General features: G+C 41.0%; 18 protein-coding genes, 2 tRNA genes and 1 pseudogene. 4 read left to right on the top strand and 17 right to left on the bottom strand.

The window, feature by feature from the left end:
* Window positions 1-978, bottom strand: a 978-nt coding sequence (locus ACWIUD_RS10350) for a hypothetical protein (RefSeq protein WP_454148834.1), incomplete at its 3' end; no start/stop codon positions are given.
* A gap of 73 nt (window positions 979-1,051) precedes the next feature.
* Between ACWIUD_RS10350 and ACWIUD_RS10345 the strand changes: the two genes are divergently transcribed.
* Window positions 1,052-1,213, top strand: a complete 162-nt coding sequence (locus tag ACWIUD_RS10345; protein WP_454148833.1) for a hypothetical protein — start codon at window positions 1,052-1,054, stop codon at window positions 1,211-1,213.
* 145 nt (window positions 1,214-1,358) lie between these two features.
* On the opposite strand, the gene ACWIUD_RS10340 is transcribed toward ACWIUD_RS10345, so the two are convergent.
* The 5 genes and pseudogenes from ACWIUD_RS10340 to ribB all read right to left on the bottom strand — a co-directional run.
* Window positions 1,359-2,696, bottom strand: a complete 1,338-nt coding sequence (locus ACWIUD_RS10340; RefSeq protein WP_454134766.1) for an FAD-dependent oxidoreductase — start codon at window positions 2,694-2,696, stop codon at window positions 1,359-1,361.
* Window positions 2,697-2,706: 10 nt separating this feature from the next.
* Window positions 2,707-3,591, bottom strand: a complete 885-nt coding sequence (locus ACWIUD_RS10335) for a metal ABC transporter ATP-binding protein (RefSeq protein WP_454148832.1) — start codon at window positions 3,589-3,591, stop codon at window positions 2,707-2,709.
* Window positions 3,592-4,503, bottom strand: coding sequence for a metal ABC transporter solute-binding protein, Zn/Mn family (locus ACWIUD_RS10330; RefSeq protein WP_454148831.1), 912 nt, complete (start codon window positions 4,501-4,503; stop codon window positions 3,592-3,594).
* 13 nt (window positions 4,504-4,516) lie between these two features.
* Window positions 4,517-4,834 (bottom strand): hypothetical protein, encoded by a 318-nt coding sequence (locus ACWIUD_RS10325; RefSeq protein WP_454148836.1) that lies wholly within the window; start codon window positions 4,832-4,834, stop codon window positions 4,517-4,519.
* Window positions 4,835-5,403: 569 nt separating this feature from the next.
* Window positions 5,404-6,001 (bottom strand): annotated as a pseudogene (gene ribB / locus ACWIUD_RS10320) (3,4-dihydroxy-2-butanone-4-phosphate synthase); the annotation flags it as partial.
* Between the two features lie 110 nt (window positions 6,002-6,111).
* Between ribB and ACWIUD_RS10315 the strand changes: the two are divergent.
* Window positions 6,112-6,186, top strand: a tRNA-Gln gene (locus ACWIUD_RS10315).
* 83 nt (window positions 6,187-6,269) lie between these two features.
* Window positions 6,270-6,346 (top strand) — tRNA-Met (locus ACWIUD_RS10310).
* Between the two features lie 42 nt (window positions 6,347-6,388).
* On the opposite strand, the gene ACWIUD_RS10305 is transcribed toward ACWIUD_RS10310, so the two are convergent.
* On the bottom strand, window positions 6,389-6,532 hold the full coding sequence (locus ACWIUD_RS10305; RefSeq protein WP_454148830.1) for a hypothetical protein: 144 nt from the start codon (window positions 6,530-6,532) through the stop codon (window positions 6,389-6,391).
* On the opposite strand from ACWIUD_RS10305, the gene ACWIUD_RS10300 reads away from it, so the two are divergent.
* Window positions 6,526-6,699: a hypothetical protein gene (locus ACWIUD_RS10300; protein WP_454148829.1), complete on the top strand. Its 174-nt coding sequence runs from the start codon at window positions 6,526-6,528 to the stop codon at window positions 6,697-6,699. The genes ACWIUD_RS10305 and ACWIUD_RS10300 overlap by 7 nt on opposite strands.
* Here the strand turns inward: ACWIUD_RS10300 and ACWIUD_RS10295 are convergent.
* From ACWIUD_RS10295 to flhA, 10 genes are read right to left on the bottom strand one after another with little or no spacing between them, the layout of a single operon-like run.
* Window positions 6,663-7,178 (bottom strand): SixA phosphatase family protein, encoded by a 516-nt coding sequence (locus tag ACWIUD_RS10295; protein ID WP_454148828.1) that lies wholly within the window; start codon window positions 7,176-7,178, stop codon window positions 6,663-6,665. The genes ACWIUD_RS10300 and ACWIUD_RS10295 overlap by 37 nt on opposite strands.
* Window positions 7,166-7,312 carry a hypothetical protein gene (locus tag ACWIUD_RS10290; RefSeq protein WP_454148827.1) on the bottom strand — a complete coding sequence of 49 codons (147 nt, stop codon included), beginning with the start codon at window positions 7,310-7,312 and terminating at the stop codon, window positions 7,166-7,168. Before ACWIUD_RS10290 ends, ACWIUD_RS10295 begins: the two co-directional genes overlap by 13 nt.
* Window positions 7,296-8,171, bottom strand: coding sequence for a cation diffusion facilitator family transporter (locus tag ACWIUD_RS10285; protein ID WP_454148826.1), 876 nt, complete (start codon window positions 8,169-8,171; stop codon window positions 7,296-7,298). Before ACWIUD_RS10285 ends, ACWIUD_RS10290 begins: the two co-directional genes overlap by 17 nt.
* Entirely contained in the window at window positions 8,168-8,632 is a 465-nt protein-coding gene (locus ACWIUD_RS10280; RefSeq protein WP_454148825.1) for a hypothetical protein, read from the bottom strand. The genes ACWIUD_RS10285 and ACWIUD_RS10280 overlap by 4 nt, the downstream gene beginning before the upstream one ends.
* Window positions 8,625-8,783 (bottom strand): hypothetical protein, encoded by a 159-nt coding sequence (locus ACWIUD_RS10275; protein ID WP_454148824.1) that lies wholly within the window; start codon window positions 8,781-8,783, stop codon window positions 8,625-8,627. Before ACWIUD_RS10275 ends, ACWIUD_RS10280 begins: the two co-directional genes overlap by 8 nt.
* Window positions 8,770-9,912 (bottom strand): cation:proton antiporter, encoded by a 1,143-nt coding sequence (locus ACWIUD_RS10270; RefSeq protein WP_454148823.1) that lies wholly within the window; start codon window positions 9,910-9,912, stop codon window positions 8,770-8,772. Before ACWIUD_RS10270 ends, ACWIUD_RS10275 begins: the two co-directional genes overlap by 14 nt.
* 11 nt (window positions 9,913-9,923) lie before the next feature.
* Window positions 9,924-10,811 carry a formyltransferase family protein gene (locus ACWIUD_RS10265; RefSeq protein ID WP_454148822.1) on the bottom strand — a complete coding sequence of 296 codons (888 nt, stop codon included), beginning with the start codon at window positions 10,809-10,811 and terminating at the stop codon, window positions 9,924-9,926.
* On the bottom strand, window positions 10,812-11,045 hold the full coding sequence (locus ACWIUD_RS10260; protein ID WP_454148821.1) for a hypothetical protein: 234 nt from the start codon (window positions 11,043-11,045) through the stop codon (window positions 10,812-10,814).
* Window positions 11,020-12,168 (bottom strand): DHH family phosphoesterase, encoded by a 1,149-nt coding sequence (locus tag ACWIUD_RS10255; RefSeq protein WP_454148820.1) that lies wholly within the window; start codon window positions 12,166-12,168, stop codon window positions 11,020-11,022. Before ACWIUD_RS10255 ends, ACWIUD_RS10260 begins: the two co-directional genes overlap by 26 nt.
* A 35-nt stretch (window positions 12,169-12,203) precedes the next feature.
* Entirely contained in the window at window positions 12,204-14,405 is a 2,202-nt protein-coding gene (gene flhA, locus ACWIUD_RS10250; RefSeq protein WP_454148819.1) for a flagellar biosynthesis protein FlhA, read from the bottom strand.
* Window positions 14,406-14,412 lie beyond the last annotated feature (7 nt).

Genomic DNA, 14,412 nt, shown 5'->3' with positions numbered 1-14,412 from the left:
ATTTGCGTTTATTATGGATTGCTTCGTTGTGTTCGCTACGCTCACACTGCCTCGCAATGACGGGGGATTTAACCCACCCCCTAAATCCCCCTCCGCAAGGGAGGGGGAGAGTTTGGATTTACGCGAGATTCTGCGATTTTTTGCGGTAGATTCTGCGTTTTTGTAGAAAAAGGTTTCGTTTTGTTTGAGATTTGCGTATTCATTTGCATTTGTGGATTGCCACGAATCTGCTAACGCAGATTCTCGCAATGACGGAAATTGTGCGTTAGATTCTGCACTTTGCAATGACGAAACTTTTTTGATTCTGCGAATCGTGCGTTTTTGTGGGGTTTGTGAATTTTGCGGAGTTTGCGCTAGATTCTGCGAATTGGCAAATTTTCGTGGGAAAATTTGCGAGTTTAGCAATAAAGAAAAATTATTCATCGTGCGGAGGTTGCTTTTGTAAAGTTCGGTAATCGGCGTATGCAGGGCAAAATCGCCACTCTTTTCTTTCACGCGCACGATAAAATACTCACCACTTTCCAAAATATCATAAAAATCAGCGTCTTTTAGCGCAAGGCGGGAGAAATCCACGCCAAGCGCGGTTAGGCTATTGCCCGTTCTATCGGTAACGAGTTTGCTGATATCATATTCCTTGCCTAACTCAAAGTCATTGCCAAAATCAAGCAAAATCTTTGATTTGCCATCTTTGAATCGGACATTTTGCGCTGTGGGCGTGTGGCTATTATATTGTATTATCAAATGCGAATTTTTATTGTTTGCCTTGTCGTAGCCCTTAAAGTTATTAAATTCAGTTGCGTTTTCAATAATTTTTATTTTGTAGTTTTGAATGACTAGCTTTGCTTCACTGCTTTCAAGGGCAAAATGCGCTGCATTTTTGCCAAGCGAATCCATATAACTGCCTTCATTTGTGAGTATCGTGCCTAAATTATTGATTGTAATTTCTATCGGTTGATACTGCGTCCAAATACCGCGCATTGTGCCGTGATTTTCAAGTGTGCTTATGGCATTTTGAGAGAAAATCCTAATCCCGCCTGAAATAGTGCCTTTATTGATAAAATTTATTATTTTGCCATTGTTGTTGTTTAACTCAAAAGTTTGTTCGTTGGTGCTTGTAATCTCGCTTGTGTTTGTAAAAGTCGTAATTTGCGTTTCAACTTTGATTTGCGTGGTGGAGAATGGAGCGGAGTTTTGGATATTTTTATCTTTGTAAGTTGTATCGATTTTGCACTCGGCATTTGGCGTGGTGCAAATGGTGCTTAATTCGATGGGATTTGCATTTAGATTCTGCGATATAAGGGGGGGGGGATTATGCTAAAAAGAGCAATGCAGATAATTTTCCAAATTTTTCGCATTTACTACCCCAAATCCGCTAAAAATCGCTCACTATCAAACTTCGCGCCCAAATACTCCGCGATTTCCTTTGCGTCAATCTCTGCGTTGCCAAGACAGCTTGTCGCGCCGGGGGATGGCGTCATATTGAAAGTCAGCCCTTTTTTGGTTTGGATTTTTTTCTCGCCTAACTCTAATCTTTTCGCGCCTAAATCAATCACTTGCGGACGCACCTCGCCAAAGCCCTCCGCATAAGTCAAATCGCTAATTTTTAGCGATGGGATAATCTTCCTAGCGTCCTTTATAAAGAGCCGTTTGCCAAGCAGTGGCAGTTCAAATGCCATATTTTTTAGCACATAGCTACGGATTTCACTATCGCTTAATAAATCAAATCCCACTTTTAGCGCACCTAGCTTAAAATCAATGCTTAAAAGCTCACCACTTACATTATTCCAAAAGTGCTTCCCGCGCTCTAATTTTGGCATAGCAAGTGCGGTGGGTCCAAGTCTCGTAACGCCCTCTACCGCGATATCAGGGTCGCCGTGAAGCGCGGCAAAGGGGAGCTTTGGATTTTGCACACCATAGACTTTGCCACGCAAAAGTTTGCCCGGCACAAAGTAAAAGCTCCCCGCCACAGGCAAACAACCCAAATCCTTGCCATAGCCACATTTTTGCGCCAAAGGCAAAGAGTGCGAGCCGGCATTGACTAGCACAAACTTCGCATACACCTTGCTCCCATCGCGTGAGCGGATTTCATATCCATCGCCCTTTGCCTTAATATCCACCACGCAAAATTTATTTTTCACGCAATTTTTTGGATTTGCAATCATCGCAGAATCTACAAAATGATTGCTAATTATCTCAAAATTCATCGCACACCACGACTCTTTATAGCCTGACGCTACGACATTTTCGCTTCTATCATTTCCATTCATTGCTTCGATGATTTTTGGTTCTAACGCTTTTATTTGACTTTTTTCAAAAAATTGCAACCCCTCGAAAATCCCCTCAAACTCGCCGTGTCGCTTTTTCATAAACTCGCATTCTTTGTCCCCCACGCCGATTGCGAGTTTTTGCATTTTAAAAATGCCTTTATTTTGGAGATTGTGGCGGAGGGCGTAGTTTTTGAGCTTGTCAGCGGAGATTTTGACTTTGGCGGCTTTTTGCGCCGTGTAGTTTGTTTCAATCGAGCCATCGTGAATCGTCTGTGAATTTGCCTTTTGACTTGAACTAACCTTCGCTAGATTTTGGCACTTTTCTAGCAAAATGACATTTTTAATATCCGTGTAGGCACTCAACGCATAAAACGCCGCACATCCCGAAATCCCGCCGCCAATGATTGCAACCTCAAAATTTTCATTCATTTTTTATCCTTTATTTCTGCCAAAGGGTGCGATTTACAAACACCGCTTTGTTTGCATACTCCAAGATAGAAATATCGTGGCTAATTAAAATTATAGTATGATTAGCGTTTATTTGCTTTAATAATTCATAAATTTCTTTTTGCGTTGGCATATCGATACTTGCCGTTGGCTCATCAAAAATCAGCAGTTTTGGTGCGCCACATAGCGCACGAGCTATCATTACACGCTGTCTTTGTCCGCCTGATAAATCGCTAATTTTTCGATTTTGCAAATGCGAAATACCTAAAATTTCCATAATTTTTTGTGCCTCAAAAATATCGGTTTTTGTGATTTTATAACCAAAGGTTTTATGGCGTAAAAATCCCATTAGCACGACATCTAATGCCCCAATCGGGAAACTTTTATTTATATTAGTTTCTTGCGAAGTGTAACCAATTAGCGAATTTTTGTTAAATAAAGTTACATTTGGATAAATTATCTCTCCGCCATTTGGTTTCAAAAGTCCCAAAATAATCTTTGCCAAAGTGCTTTTTCCCCCGCCGTTTGGACCGATGAGTGCGATAAAGTCGCCCTTGCAAATCTCCAAATCAATATTTTGCAAAACAAACTCATTTGTGTATTTAAACGAAATATTTTGCAATCGCAGAATCTTTGGCGCATTATCGCAAGTTTTCGCACACAGCGCAGAATCTGCAAGGATTTGGCGGAGATTTTGTTTGAGATTTTGCACTTTTTGGGCGGGATTATGAGACGCACAAATGCTTTGATTTTGGGGGAGATTCTGCGAATCTTGCGTCATTGCGAGACTTTGCGAAGCGAAGTCGTGGCAATCTATTAGATTCTGCGGATTCGCAGAATCTGCGTGATTTTGGATTAGATTCTGCGATTTTTGCATTTATTTTGCCACTTCGTTTAGAAAATCTCTAATATTGCTAATCCACTCAAACGCCAACGGGTCGGCGGTTTTCAGCGTGAGATTTGCCTCTTTTGCGAGTGCCTTTGCGCTTTTGGTGGAAAACTGCGGTTGAGTAAAAATCACTTTGATATTATGCTTTTTAATAAGTCGCAAAACCTCTTTTGTGTGCGCGATTTTCGCCTCTTTGCCGTCCTGCTCGATTGCGATTTCTTCTAATCCAAGCTCATCTGCGATTAGCGAAAATGCGGGATGATAAACCAAAAATGCCTTTTTTTGATTCGCAAAAACGCCCCTAAAATGCGTATAAAGCGCGTCAATCTCTTTGTGAAGCTCCGCCAAATTTTTCGCATAAATCGCGCAATTCGCAGAATCTATCTCACAAAGAGTATCTTTTATCTGCGTGGCGTGGGACTTCGAGAGATTAAAGGACAGCCAAATATGTGGCAAATGAATGTGGGCGTGGTGGGCGTGATTGTCTTTTGGCGATAAATCGTGCGAATGCGAATCGTGCGCGTGTTTCGCAGAATCTGCGTGGTGCGAATGCGAATCGTGCGCGTGATTCGCAGAATCTGCGGTGGATTCCGCCTTATCTTTTGGCAAGGGGGCGATTATTTTTAGATTTGGATTTACGCCCTTAAATCGCTCCATCCACGCGCGTTCAAAAGGCATACCGATGGTAAAATAAACCTGCGATTTGCTTAGCTTTTCTAGCTCTTTTAGCGATGGCTCGTAGGTTTCAGGGCTTTTGCCCTTTTGCACCAAAATATTGACTTCCGCCAAGTTTCCTGCAATTTTTTGCACGAAAAACGCCTGTGGGATGACGCTCACACTCACGCTAACCTTTGCAAACGCGCACACTGCGCTAAAAACTAATATCGCTAAAAATTTCATTTCTGCCCCCTTTTTAAATCAAAACTTCGCTTTTAATCGTCAGTCCAAAGCCACCTAGCGCGATATATTGATGATTTTTGCGGGTAGATAGTAACGCAAAATCGCTAATTTTTAGGCTTTTTAGAATCTGTGCGCCGATGCCGACAACCTTGCTTGCTTCACTTGCATCGTTTTTATTGATTTGACTTTTTTGGCTCATCTCGTTGTTTGCGTTATTTAGGCATACCAAAAATCCGCCATTTTCGCGCAAAAACGCCACTGCTTTACTAAGCGTCTCAAATTCGTTATTTTCTAAAAGTTGCAAGGTGTTATTAAATGAATGAAAACGCACAAAAGGCGCATTTTGCGCACAATTTGTTCTGGGGTATTCATTCGAGTCGTTTTTATATGAAACTTCGCTCAATGGACGATTCAGTCCTATTTTCGCTCGTTTCGCATAAAAACGACTCGAAGCAACACCGCCATTACTTCGATTGTTTGATTGCGTGGTAGTTTTTGCGTTTATTTTGTCATTCTGAGGGAGCGAAGCGACCGAAGAATCCCTGTTTTTTTGAGATATTTCGCTACGCTCAATATGACAATTTATTGTGGATTGCTTCGTTGTGGCTTCGCCACTGCCTCGCAATGACGAATTATTTGAATCGTTTGCAATTCTAGTATCTTGCGCGAGATTCGTGGGTTGCGCAGAAAAATTCGATTGAGATAAGACTTGCGGTCTATCGAATGAGAATTTTTCAAGCTCCCGCGAAGGTCGCGTGAGAGACGAATTGCCCGCATTAAATTTATACACAATGTGTCGCGCTTCCAAATGGTCTATAAACTCAATTCTCTCGCACTCCACGCCAAAAAAGCGTGTTTTTTTTGCGCCCACTTTTTCTACCAAAACTTCATATTGAAATTTATAATGCACCAAATCAGAGACATAAAGCACTTTTAGCCCGTGTTGTGTGGCAAAATCCATCACAAAATTATCATTATTGCTTGCCATTGTGCCATCTTTTTTCATTAGCTCACAAATCACAGCGATGGGCTTTAATCCCGCTAATTTGCAAATATCCACACTTGCCTCCGTGTGCCCCGTGCGGACTAAGATACCACCTTTTTTGGCGATGAGCGGGAAAATATGTCCGGGCTTTGCAAAGTCGCTTGGTCGTGAGTTATCATCGCAAATGAGTTTGATTGTCATATCACGCTCAAAGGCACTAACGCCCGTTTTGGCGCGTTTGGCATCGACTGATACGGTGAAAGCTGTTTCGTGATTGGAGCTATTTTTATCCACCATTAGCGGAAAATCTAGCTTTTTGGCAAGTTTATCCGTCAAACTCACGCACAAAACGCCTCGCGCCTCAGTTACCAAAAAATTCACTTTATCAGGGCTTGAAAACTCCCCCGCATAGACTATGTCGCCCTCATTTTCTCTGCCCTCATCGTCCATTATAATTATCATTTCGCCGTTTTTTATCGCGCTTATTGCGTCCTCTACGCGCTTTAATTGCATAAAAATCCTTCATATTTTTGAAAATAAAATCGCAAATTATAGCAGATGAAAATTAAAAACGCTTGACAAAAAAGCGCAAATTTAAATATAATTCGCCTTTTTAAAATTGATGGGGTATAGCCAAGCGGTAAGGCAGCTGGTTTTGGTCCAGCCATTCAGAGGTTCGAATCCTTTTACCCCAGCCACTTTTTGGATTAAATCAAATTTTATCGCGTTTTTTTGAAGTGTTTTGTTTGGAGCGTTTGCTTGAAGCGCAAAGGCGCGTTGTCGCGGGATAGAGCAGTCCGGTAGCTCGTTGGGCTCATAACCCAAAGGTCGGTGGTTCAAATCCGCCTCCCGCAACCAAATTTGACTTCTTTTTGATTTTTTTCAAAACAATTTTAGATTTTATAAATCCTCGCAGATTCTGCGAATCGCAGAATCTAGCAAAGACACAAATAAAATAACGCAAAATGTATGAATTGCCAAGCTTGTTTTGCTTATTTGCAATGACAAATCTATTTTAGATTCTGCGCTTTCTTGGATTGCCACGAAGTCGCACAAGTGCAACTTCTTGCAATGATTATTTTCGCGCGAGATTCTGCGAGAAATATCATAGATTCTGCGAAATTTCGCCTTTTATGCGAGATTCTGCGATTTTTGCGCGCATAAAACGCAGAATCTACAAGCACTCTGGCGCAATTAGCGTTGAGATGTAAAATCCGCCTTTGACTTCATCTGCGCCTTTTTTGCGGGATAATTCGATGATTGTCCCTTTTTTGATTGGCAAATCTTGCTTTACACTCGCAAACTCCACGAAATTCCCTAAATCAAATTGATGCCCAACTAGCGCGATGATTTTTGCCGATGGCGCGGACTTTAATGCCTTTAAATACCCTTCAATCCCGCACTCTGGGGCGATATGCTCGCTAAATTTGCAAAGTTTTTTATGCTTTTTTGAAAAATGCTTTATCGTTTGCCTTGTGCGCTTTGCGGGTGATGAAAGCACAAGCGAGATTTGCGAAGTGGCGTGCATTTTTTGCAAGAAATTTGCAATTTTTTTACTTTGCTTTTTGCCCAACTTGCTTAATGGACGCGCCAAATCATCGCTGTTATGCTTGGCAAACTCCGCTCTATCAATCGTATCTGCGTGGCGAATCAAAATGATTTTTTGTAAGTTTTTTGCTAACTTTTCCATATTTTCCTCCAAAAATTAAAGTAGGCGTCTATTTTAGCAAAAAATTTATTAGATTCTGCGCTAGATTCTGCGGATTGCCACGACTTGCCAAAGGCAAGTCTCGCAATGACGAGTTTTTTACACACTATCATCATACGGGTCTAAATGCACCAAAATCACCCATTCATAATCCGCCGAAATGCCCCTAATCTGCGCTTCAATCGCATCTGAGATTTCGTGCGCTTTAAAAAGCGTGATTTCTTTATCAAACACCAAATGATACTCAACGAAAATAAATCCCCCGCTTTGGCGCGTTTTAAAGTCGTGAAAACTTGAAATGCACGAATTTTTGCCTAAAATCGCCAAAATTTCATCTTGCAAACTCTCATCCACCGCCCTATCAAGCAAAATGAAAAATCCATCTTTTGCGATTTTGTAGCTTTGAGCGCAAATATAAATCCCCAAAATCCCGCCGATAATCGCATCAAACGCATAAATCTGCGTCACAAAAACAAGCATTAGCGAAAAAATCACCGCTAGATTGCTTAATAAATCCACTTTGTAGTGCAAAATTTCAGACTTTAAAATAATGCTTTTGTCACTACGCGCGATAAATTTTAGAAAGCAAATAATGCCAAGCGTGGCAAAAATTGAGATTAGCATAATGAAAATGCTGTGCGTTAGTGCCGAAATCTCGCTTTTTGCGATGAACTTTTGAAGCGATTGATAGATGATATACGCGCCAGAAGCGCAAATCAGCGCACCTTCAAAAAGTGCCGCCACCCCCTCTAACTTGCCAAATCCATAGTTGAAATGCGCTGTGGAGGTTGAACGCGCCTTTTTGTAGGTGAAATAGTTGAAAAGCGAGACAAACATATCAAGTAGCGAATCAATCGCACTTGCCATAATCGCCACGCTACCGCTGAAAATCGCAACGATGAGTTTTAGGCACATTAGGCAAAATGCGCAAAATCCTACGATTAGAAGCGCGTTTTTGTGGATTAGGCGGTTCATTTTAGTGCTTTGTCGCAGAATCTGTGGATTTTTGTGATGGATTCTGTGGATTTTGCGTGAATCGTAGAATCTGCGATTTGTCGCCCCTCCCTTAATGAGAGTCTATTCAAAAATTCCCCCTCCCTTGCGGAGGGGGCTAGGGGGTGGGTAAAGTCGCTATTTGAAAATTTCGCGCTACTATTATTTTGTGAATCTACCCACCCCCTTAATCCCCCTCCGCAAGGGAGGGGGAGAGATTGTGCGAATCCCCGCGCATTTGGGAGGGGGAGAATATTTTTGTCATTCTGAGCGAAGTGCGAAGTGCGAAGCGAAGAATCTCTTTTTTTGAAATTATGAGATTTTTCGCTTCGCTCAAAATGACAATTTAGGGTAGATTCTGCGAATGCAAAATCTAAATAATTATTTTGTGGATTGCCACGATTCTGCTTCGCAGAATCTCGCAATGACGGCAATTTACCCATAAACAATTCTAGTATTTTGCGGTGGAAGTTTTGTATTTGTAAAAATTTTAGGGTGTGAGACTAGACTAGCGGTCTGCGAACGCCCTAAAATTTTTACAAGTGCGAAAGATGCACCCAAAGACGAATTGCCAAAAACGCTATACTCTCGCATTTATCGCCTTTATAATCGTCACAAACACCACCGCTTCAATCATCGCAGACAACACAAACGCATAATAATCGCCCTTTTCTAATGCACCAATATTTAGCCCCAAAGTCGCAGTTGCCACTAAAAAAGTCAGTGGCATCGCACTACCAAGCACAAAAAGCAAAATATGCCGAAAATCCTTCAAATCCCTATAAAACGCCACCAAACTCGCTACAATTCGCACCGCAATCATCGCTATGCAAATATAAATCGCGCGTTTCAACACTTCAAAATCAATCAGCGAAAAGTCCAAAGTCGAGCCAATATACACGAAAAATAATGGGATTAAAAAGCCAAATCCAATGTCATTTAGGCGGTGGTGAAGCGATTTATGCGTCTTAAAAAAGTTTGAGATAATCACACCTGAGACAAACGCTCCAAGCGCAACTTCGATATTTAGCAAATGCACGATTGTAATCATCAAAAAAAACAGCATCATCGCGTAGCGGATATCTTCATTTTTCTCGCAGTGCGCGGGGATTAGGACATTTCGTAAATTTGGCAGCCACCAAAAAATCACATCGCTAATCTTAAAGATAACCCCCACCACAACGCTAAAAATAAACAAAATCAAAATCGAAAAATACAGCTCAAATCCAATCCCAAATGAATGATATCCATTCAAAAGCACAAGCATCGAAATGCTGATGATTTCGCCGATTATACCAATTTTTAGCGCGAGATTGAGCCAAAATTTATCTTTATCGACTTCTTGCATCAAAATCACAATCATTCCAATACTCATCACGGGGAACGCCACAGCATAGATTAGTGGCAAGTCAAACGCAAGGACGATTATCCCGCTACTGGCATAAAGGGCGATAAAATAAAATGTCACTTTTCGTAAAAAGCTCACCCCCAAATTCAAAAAACTTTTTATATCAACTTCAATCCCCGCCAAAAACATCAAAAATAAAAATCCAATGTGTGCGACTTCTTTAAACACCGCGATTTCGCCGATGATACCGACATTTAGCACGAGTGCTCCAAGCAAAATCTCAACCACCACAAGCGATAATTTTGTGATTTTATGAATGAGTGGGGCGATGAAAATTAGCATCGCAACGATGGCAAAAATCCCCAATTCTTGCATTTAAAATCCCTTTAAAATCCCAATGTTTGAAGTGTTTGAAGTGCTTTGATGATTGCCTTTGGGTAGAGTTCGTGCTCTAATGCGTGGATTCGCGCTTCAAAAGATTCAAAGCTCTCGCCATCAATTTTTTGGATAATATCTTGCGCGATGAGTGCGCCACCATCTAATTCATCATTCACAAAATGCACACTCACACCTGCGATTTTCATATCGCTTTGGTAAGATTCAGCGATTGCGTGTGCGCCCTTAAAAAGTGGCAAGATTGAAGGGTGGATATTTATGGCGCGAAATTTGGCGGTAAATTTTGGGGGCAAAATTTTCATAAATCCCGCCAAAATCACCAAGTTGATATTGTGCGATTCAAGCGTTGCGATGATTTTCTCAAAAAAATCGCCTTTGTTTGCTTTGTAGTCGATGACTTCGCATTTTAGCCCTAAATTTTTGCACCGCGTAATGCCAAAGGCGGATTTGTTGCTAGAAATGGCAAGAGAGAAATTTAGTTGTAGCGCGGAGTCTTGCGCACAATTTGGTTTAGATTCCGCGATTGTTTTGTCATTCTGATCGAGTGAAACGAGCGAAGAATCTCTTTTCTTTTGAGATATTTCGCTACGCTCAATATGACAAAGTTCATCAGATTCTGCGTTTTCTTTTGAATCAATTCTAGTATTGGTTGCTTCGCTTCGCTCGCAAATTCTGCGAATTGCGGTAGTGCTTGTGGAGTTTTTGCAAAATTTTGGGGCTGAGACTAGACTAGCGGTCTGCGATGCCCCGAAATTTTGCAAATCTACGCAATGATTACCCAAAGACGAATTGCAAATCAATCCTTGCATTTTTTTGTAAATATTTTCTAAATTGCTCCCATTTCCGCTAAACAAAATTGCCAAATTTATCGTTTTCATTTAAATAGCTCCGCCAAAAAGTTCTGTGTGGCTTTGCTTCATCTTTAAAATAATCTCACACACGCTTTTATAATCATAGGGCGCGTCATCATCGCATTTATCAAACTCCGATTCATAAATATCTAGCGCGGTTTTCATCTTGTCATCTCTCACACCAGCAAGGCTCAAAGCCGCACTTAGCAAAATCACAATCTCATCAAGCAATTCATTATAATCGTTGCCAATCGTCATCATCGTCCTCCACGCTATTGCCAATCCTTGCCTCTAACTGCGCTCTTGCTTCATCGTATAAAAATGTCCCTTTAAATTCCTCGATTTTGCCACCAGCGGCGTTTTTGTGTCCGCCTCCGTTGAAATATTTTTTTGCCACCGCGCTTACATCGCAGTTGCCATTCGCCCGAAAGCTCACGGTTCCGCCACTTCCTATGTCTAAAAAGAAATCAAACTCGCTATTTTGCGTCAAAAATAGATTCGCCAAAATCGAAATATTGCCAATGCCATAAGTCAAAATCCCGCGCTTTTTGTCGCCATTTGCATCATTCAAAAAAATGGTATATTTTTCTTTTTGTGAGTGCAAAATATCGGTTTGTTTTTGTGATAAAATCTGCTCCATTGTCTGCCTCTCCAAATCCCCGCCAAGTGCCTTTTTTTTGTCTAAAAAGATATTGTTATCTAACGCTACATTTGCGTTAGGGCAGGGATTGTTTTGCGAATCTAGCAAATAATTTTTCGCCACTTCCAACATTTTGAACTTAAAATCCCTATCAAAATCATCAAACATATAGCGACTAAATTCCCTGCTTTGCGCAATCATTCCTAATGCAACCTTGCCAAATTCAAAGCCAAATCCATCCTCTTTCCAAGTATCCGCCGAATCAATCATATCAATAAATTTTTGCATACCTTCGCGCTTGTGCGAATCGCGTAAAATCGCGCAAGATTCGGCTGATTTAGTGCAGAGATTTGCGATATTTTCGCTTAAAAAATTTAGCGTAATTTTTGAAGCACAAATGCTTGAATCCAAATGATACCACTCATAAACTTGCGCACATTCTTTGCCTGTAATGTGGTGGTCTAACAATAAAAGTTGCGTTTTTTTGCCTTGTGCGTTTAAAAGTGCGACTTCGCTTTGCAAAAATTTTGCTTCATTTAGCGTGAGATTTAAATCTGTGATTAAGATTAAAAAACTTGTATTTTTCGCGCTTTTGATATTGCCTAACATATCGCGCAATCGCACCTCCACTTCTCTGCCATAATTTGCATTATAAAACACAATATTTTTGAAAAACTCCCTTGCCACAAACTGCGCACCATAGCCGTCTAAATCGATATGTGATAGATGATGAATCTCTGTCATTTTTATTCCTTTCTTTAAGATAGATTTGCAAAAATTTAGTTAAATTTTAGCTCAATATTACCCAAAAACTCAATCTTTGCATTTGTGCTAATTTCGGCGTTGCCTAGCACTTTAAGCGGGACATTATTTTTCTCTGCGAGTTTGGATAATGGGGAGCGGAGATTAGTCTCGCAAAGCAAAATCGGGGTGATTTGCAGCTCTTGTGCCTTATTTACGATACTAATAAAGGCATCGATGACTTTTTGCATCTCTGCGATACTTAAAATAAAATGCCGTCCATATTGATTATCCTGCATTTTTTGAAGCAAATAACTCTCAGATTCTGCGGGTAGATTGAAAAACTTCACAGCACCATCATCGCTTTTAAAGAGATTTGTAATCACGCGAGAAAGCGCGGCGCGGACATAATCGATGATTATTGTGGTGTTATTTTGCACTTTTGGGGCAACATCGATGATTGTCTCTAAAATCGTAATCATATCTTTAATAGGAATCCCATCGTGAAGCAAATCGCGCAATACCTTATGTATCACGCCAAGCGGGATTGTTTGCGTATCGCTGACTAAATTTGGAAAGTCATTTTGCAGTTTATTTATAAGATTTTTCACATCCTCTCTTGTTAAAATCTCTTCTGCATATTGTCTAATCAACTCGCTAATATGCGTGCTAATCACAGTCGCAGAATCTACGGCAATATATCCGCGCGTTAATGCCTCATCCTTGCTATCCACGCCATCCACCCAAAGGGCATCGCCATTACTAACAGGGTCTTTTGTAGGAATGCCATCAAGTCCGCTAATTTCCTCGCCTGTGGGATTTAGCACCAAAAATTTATTTACCTCAACCTGCCCACCGCCGATTTTCACGCCTTTTAGGAAAAATTCATAGGTATTTGATGGTAAATCAGGATAGAGCGATGAAATGGAGATTTTAGGGATGACAAATCCATATTGCGAAGCGAAATTCACGCGAATCGCGCGGATTTTCTCCATTAAAGGACTTTCTGGGCTATTTGCGATTTTGACTAATTCAAGTCCGACATTTAGCAGTAGCACATTTTGCCTCAAACGATTATCTATCATATCTTCGTGCTGTTGATTTATCCACCGCTCTTTTGCCTCCATATCGCTTTTGCTTAAAACTTCATTTTTTGCTTCTAATGGCTTTTGCTTGATTATGGGGGCGGTTTGTGGGGATTTTTTAAGTGGCAATATTGCAAAGATTTTATCGCTACCATAGCTCAAAAGATAGCTCATTAGCAAAAATACAAATCCCACAAATCCTAGCGACAAAGTCGGCAGTCCCGGGATTAGCGCGAAAAATACCAAAATCGTCCCCACGATTGCCAAAATCTTGCTATTGCCTAAAAGCTGATTTACTACTCTTTTGGGGAAACTTTGCTCATCGCTTTTTGTGGCGCGTGTGATTACGATACCTGTGGCAGTTGAGACGATAAGTGCGGGGATTTGGCTTACCAAACCATCGCCGATTGTTAAAATCGTAAAAGTCGCCGCACTCTCTGCCAACCCCATACCACGCATAAAAAAGCCGATTAAAAATCCGCCGATGATATTTACAAAAGTTATGATGATTCCAGCAATCGCATCGCCTTTGACAAATTTACTCGCACCATCCATTGAGCCATAAAAATCCGCTTCTTGCGTGAGTGCTTCTCTGCGTCTTTGCGCTTCGTCTTTTTCGATAAGCCCTGAATTTAAATCCGCGTCAATTGCCATTTGTTTGCCCGGCATTGCTTCTAACATAAATCGCGCTTGGACTTCTGCCACGCGGGTTGCGCCATTTGTGATTACCAAATAATTCACAATCACCAAAATGCTAAAAACAATAATGCCGATGACATAATTCCCGCCGACAACGAAATTTCCAAACGCGCTAATTATCTCACTCACATTTTCCGCGCCCAAATGCCCGTTGCTTAAAATCATTCGCGTAGTGGCGACATTTAGCGCAAGACGAAAGAGCGTAACCATAAGCAGTAGCGTAGGAAACGCCGAAAAATCCGTAGGTTTGGCGATATAAAGCCCGATTAAAATGATAAGCACGGATAGTGCGATAGAAATCGTTAGAAAAAAGTCCAATAATGGCGCAGGTAAAGGCACGATAATGATGGCTAAAATCGCCATTATAAAAAAGACGACAATCAAATCTTTGGAGCGAAAAATACTGCCTACAAGCGATTTTACTGCGAATTGATTTTGCGGTGAATTTTGCGCCAAAGCGTCC

The sequence above is a fragment of the Helicobacter sp. 23-1044 genome (assembly GCF_053654695.1).
Note: the sequence above shows the minus strand (reverse complement) of the source record. Positions and strands in the feature narration are given on the sequence as shown.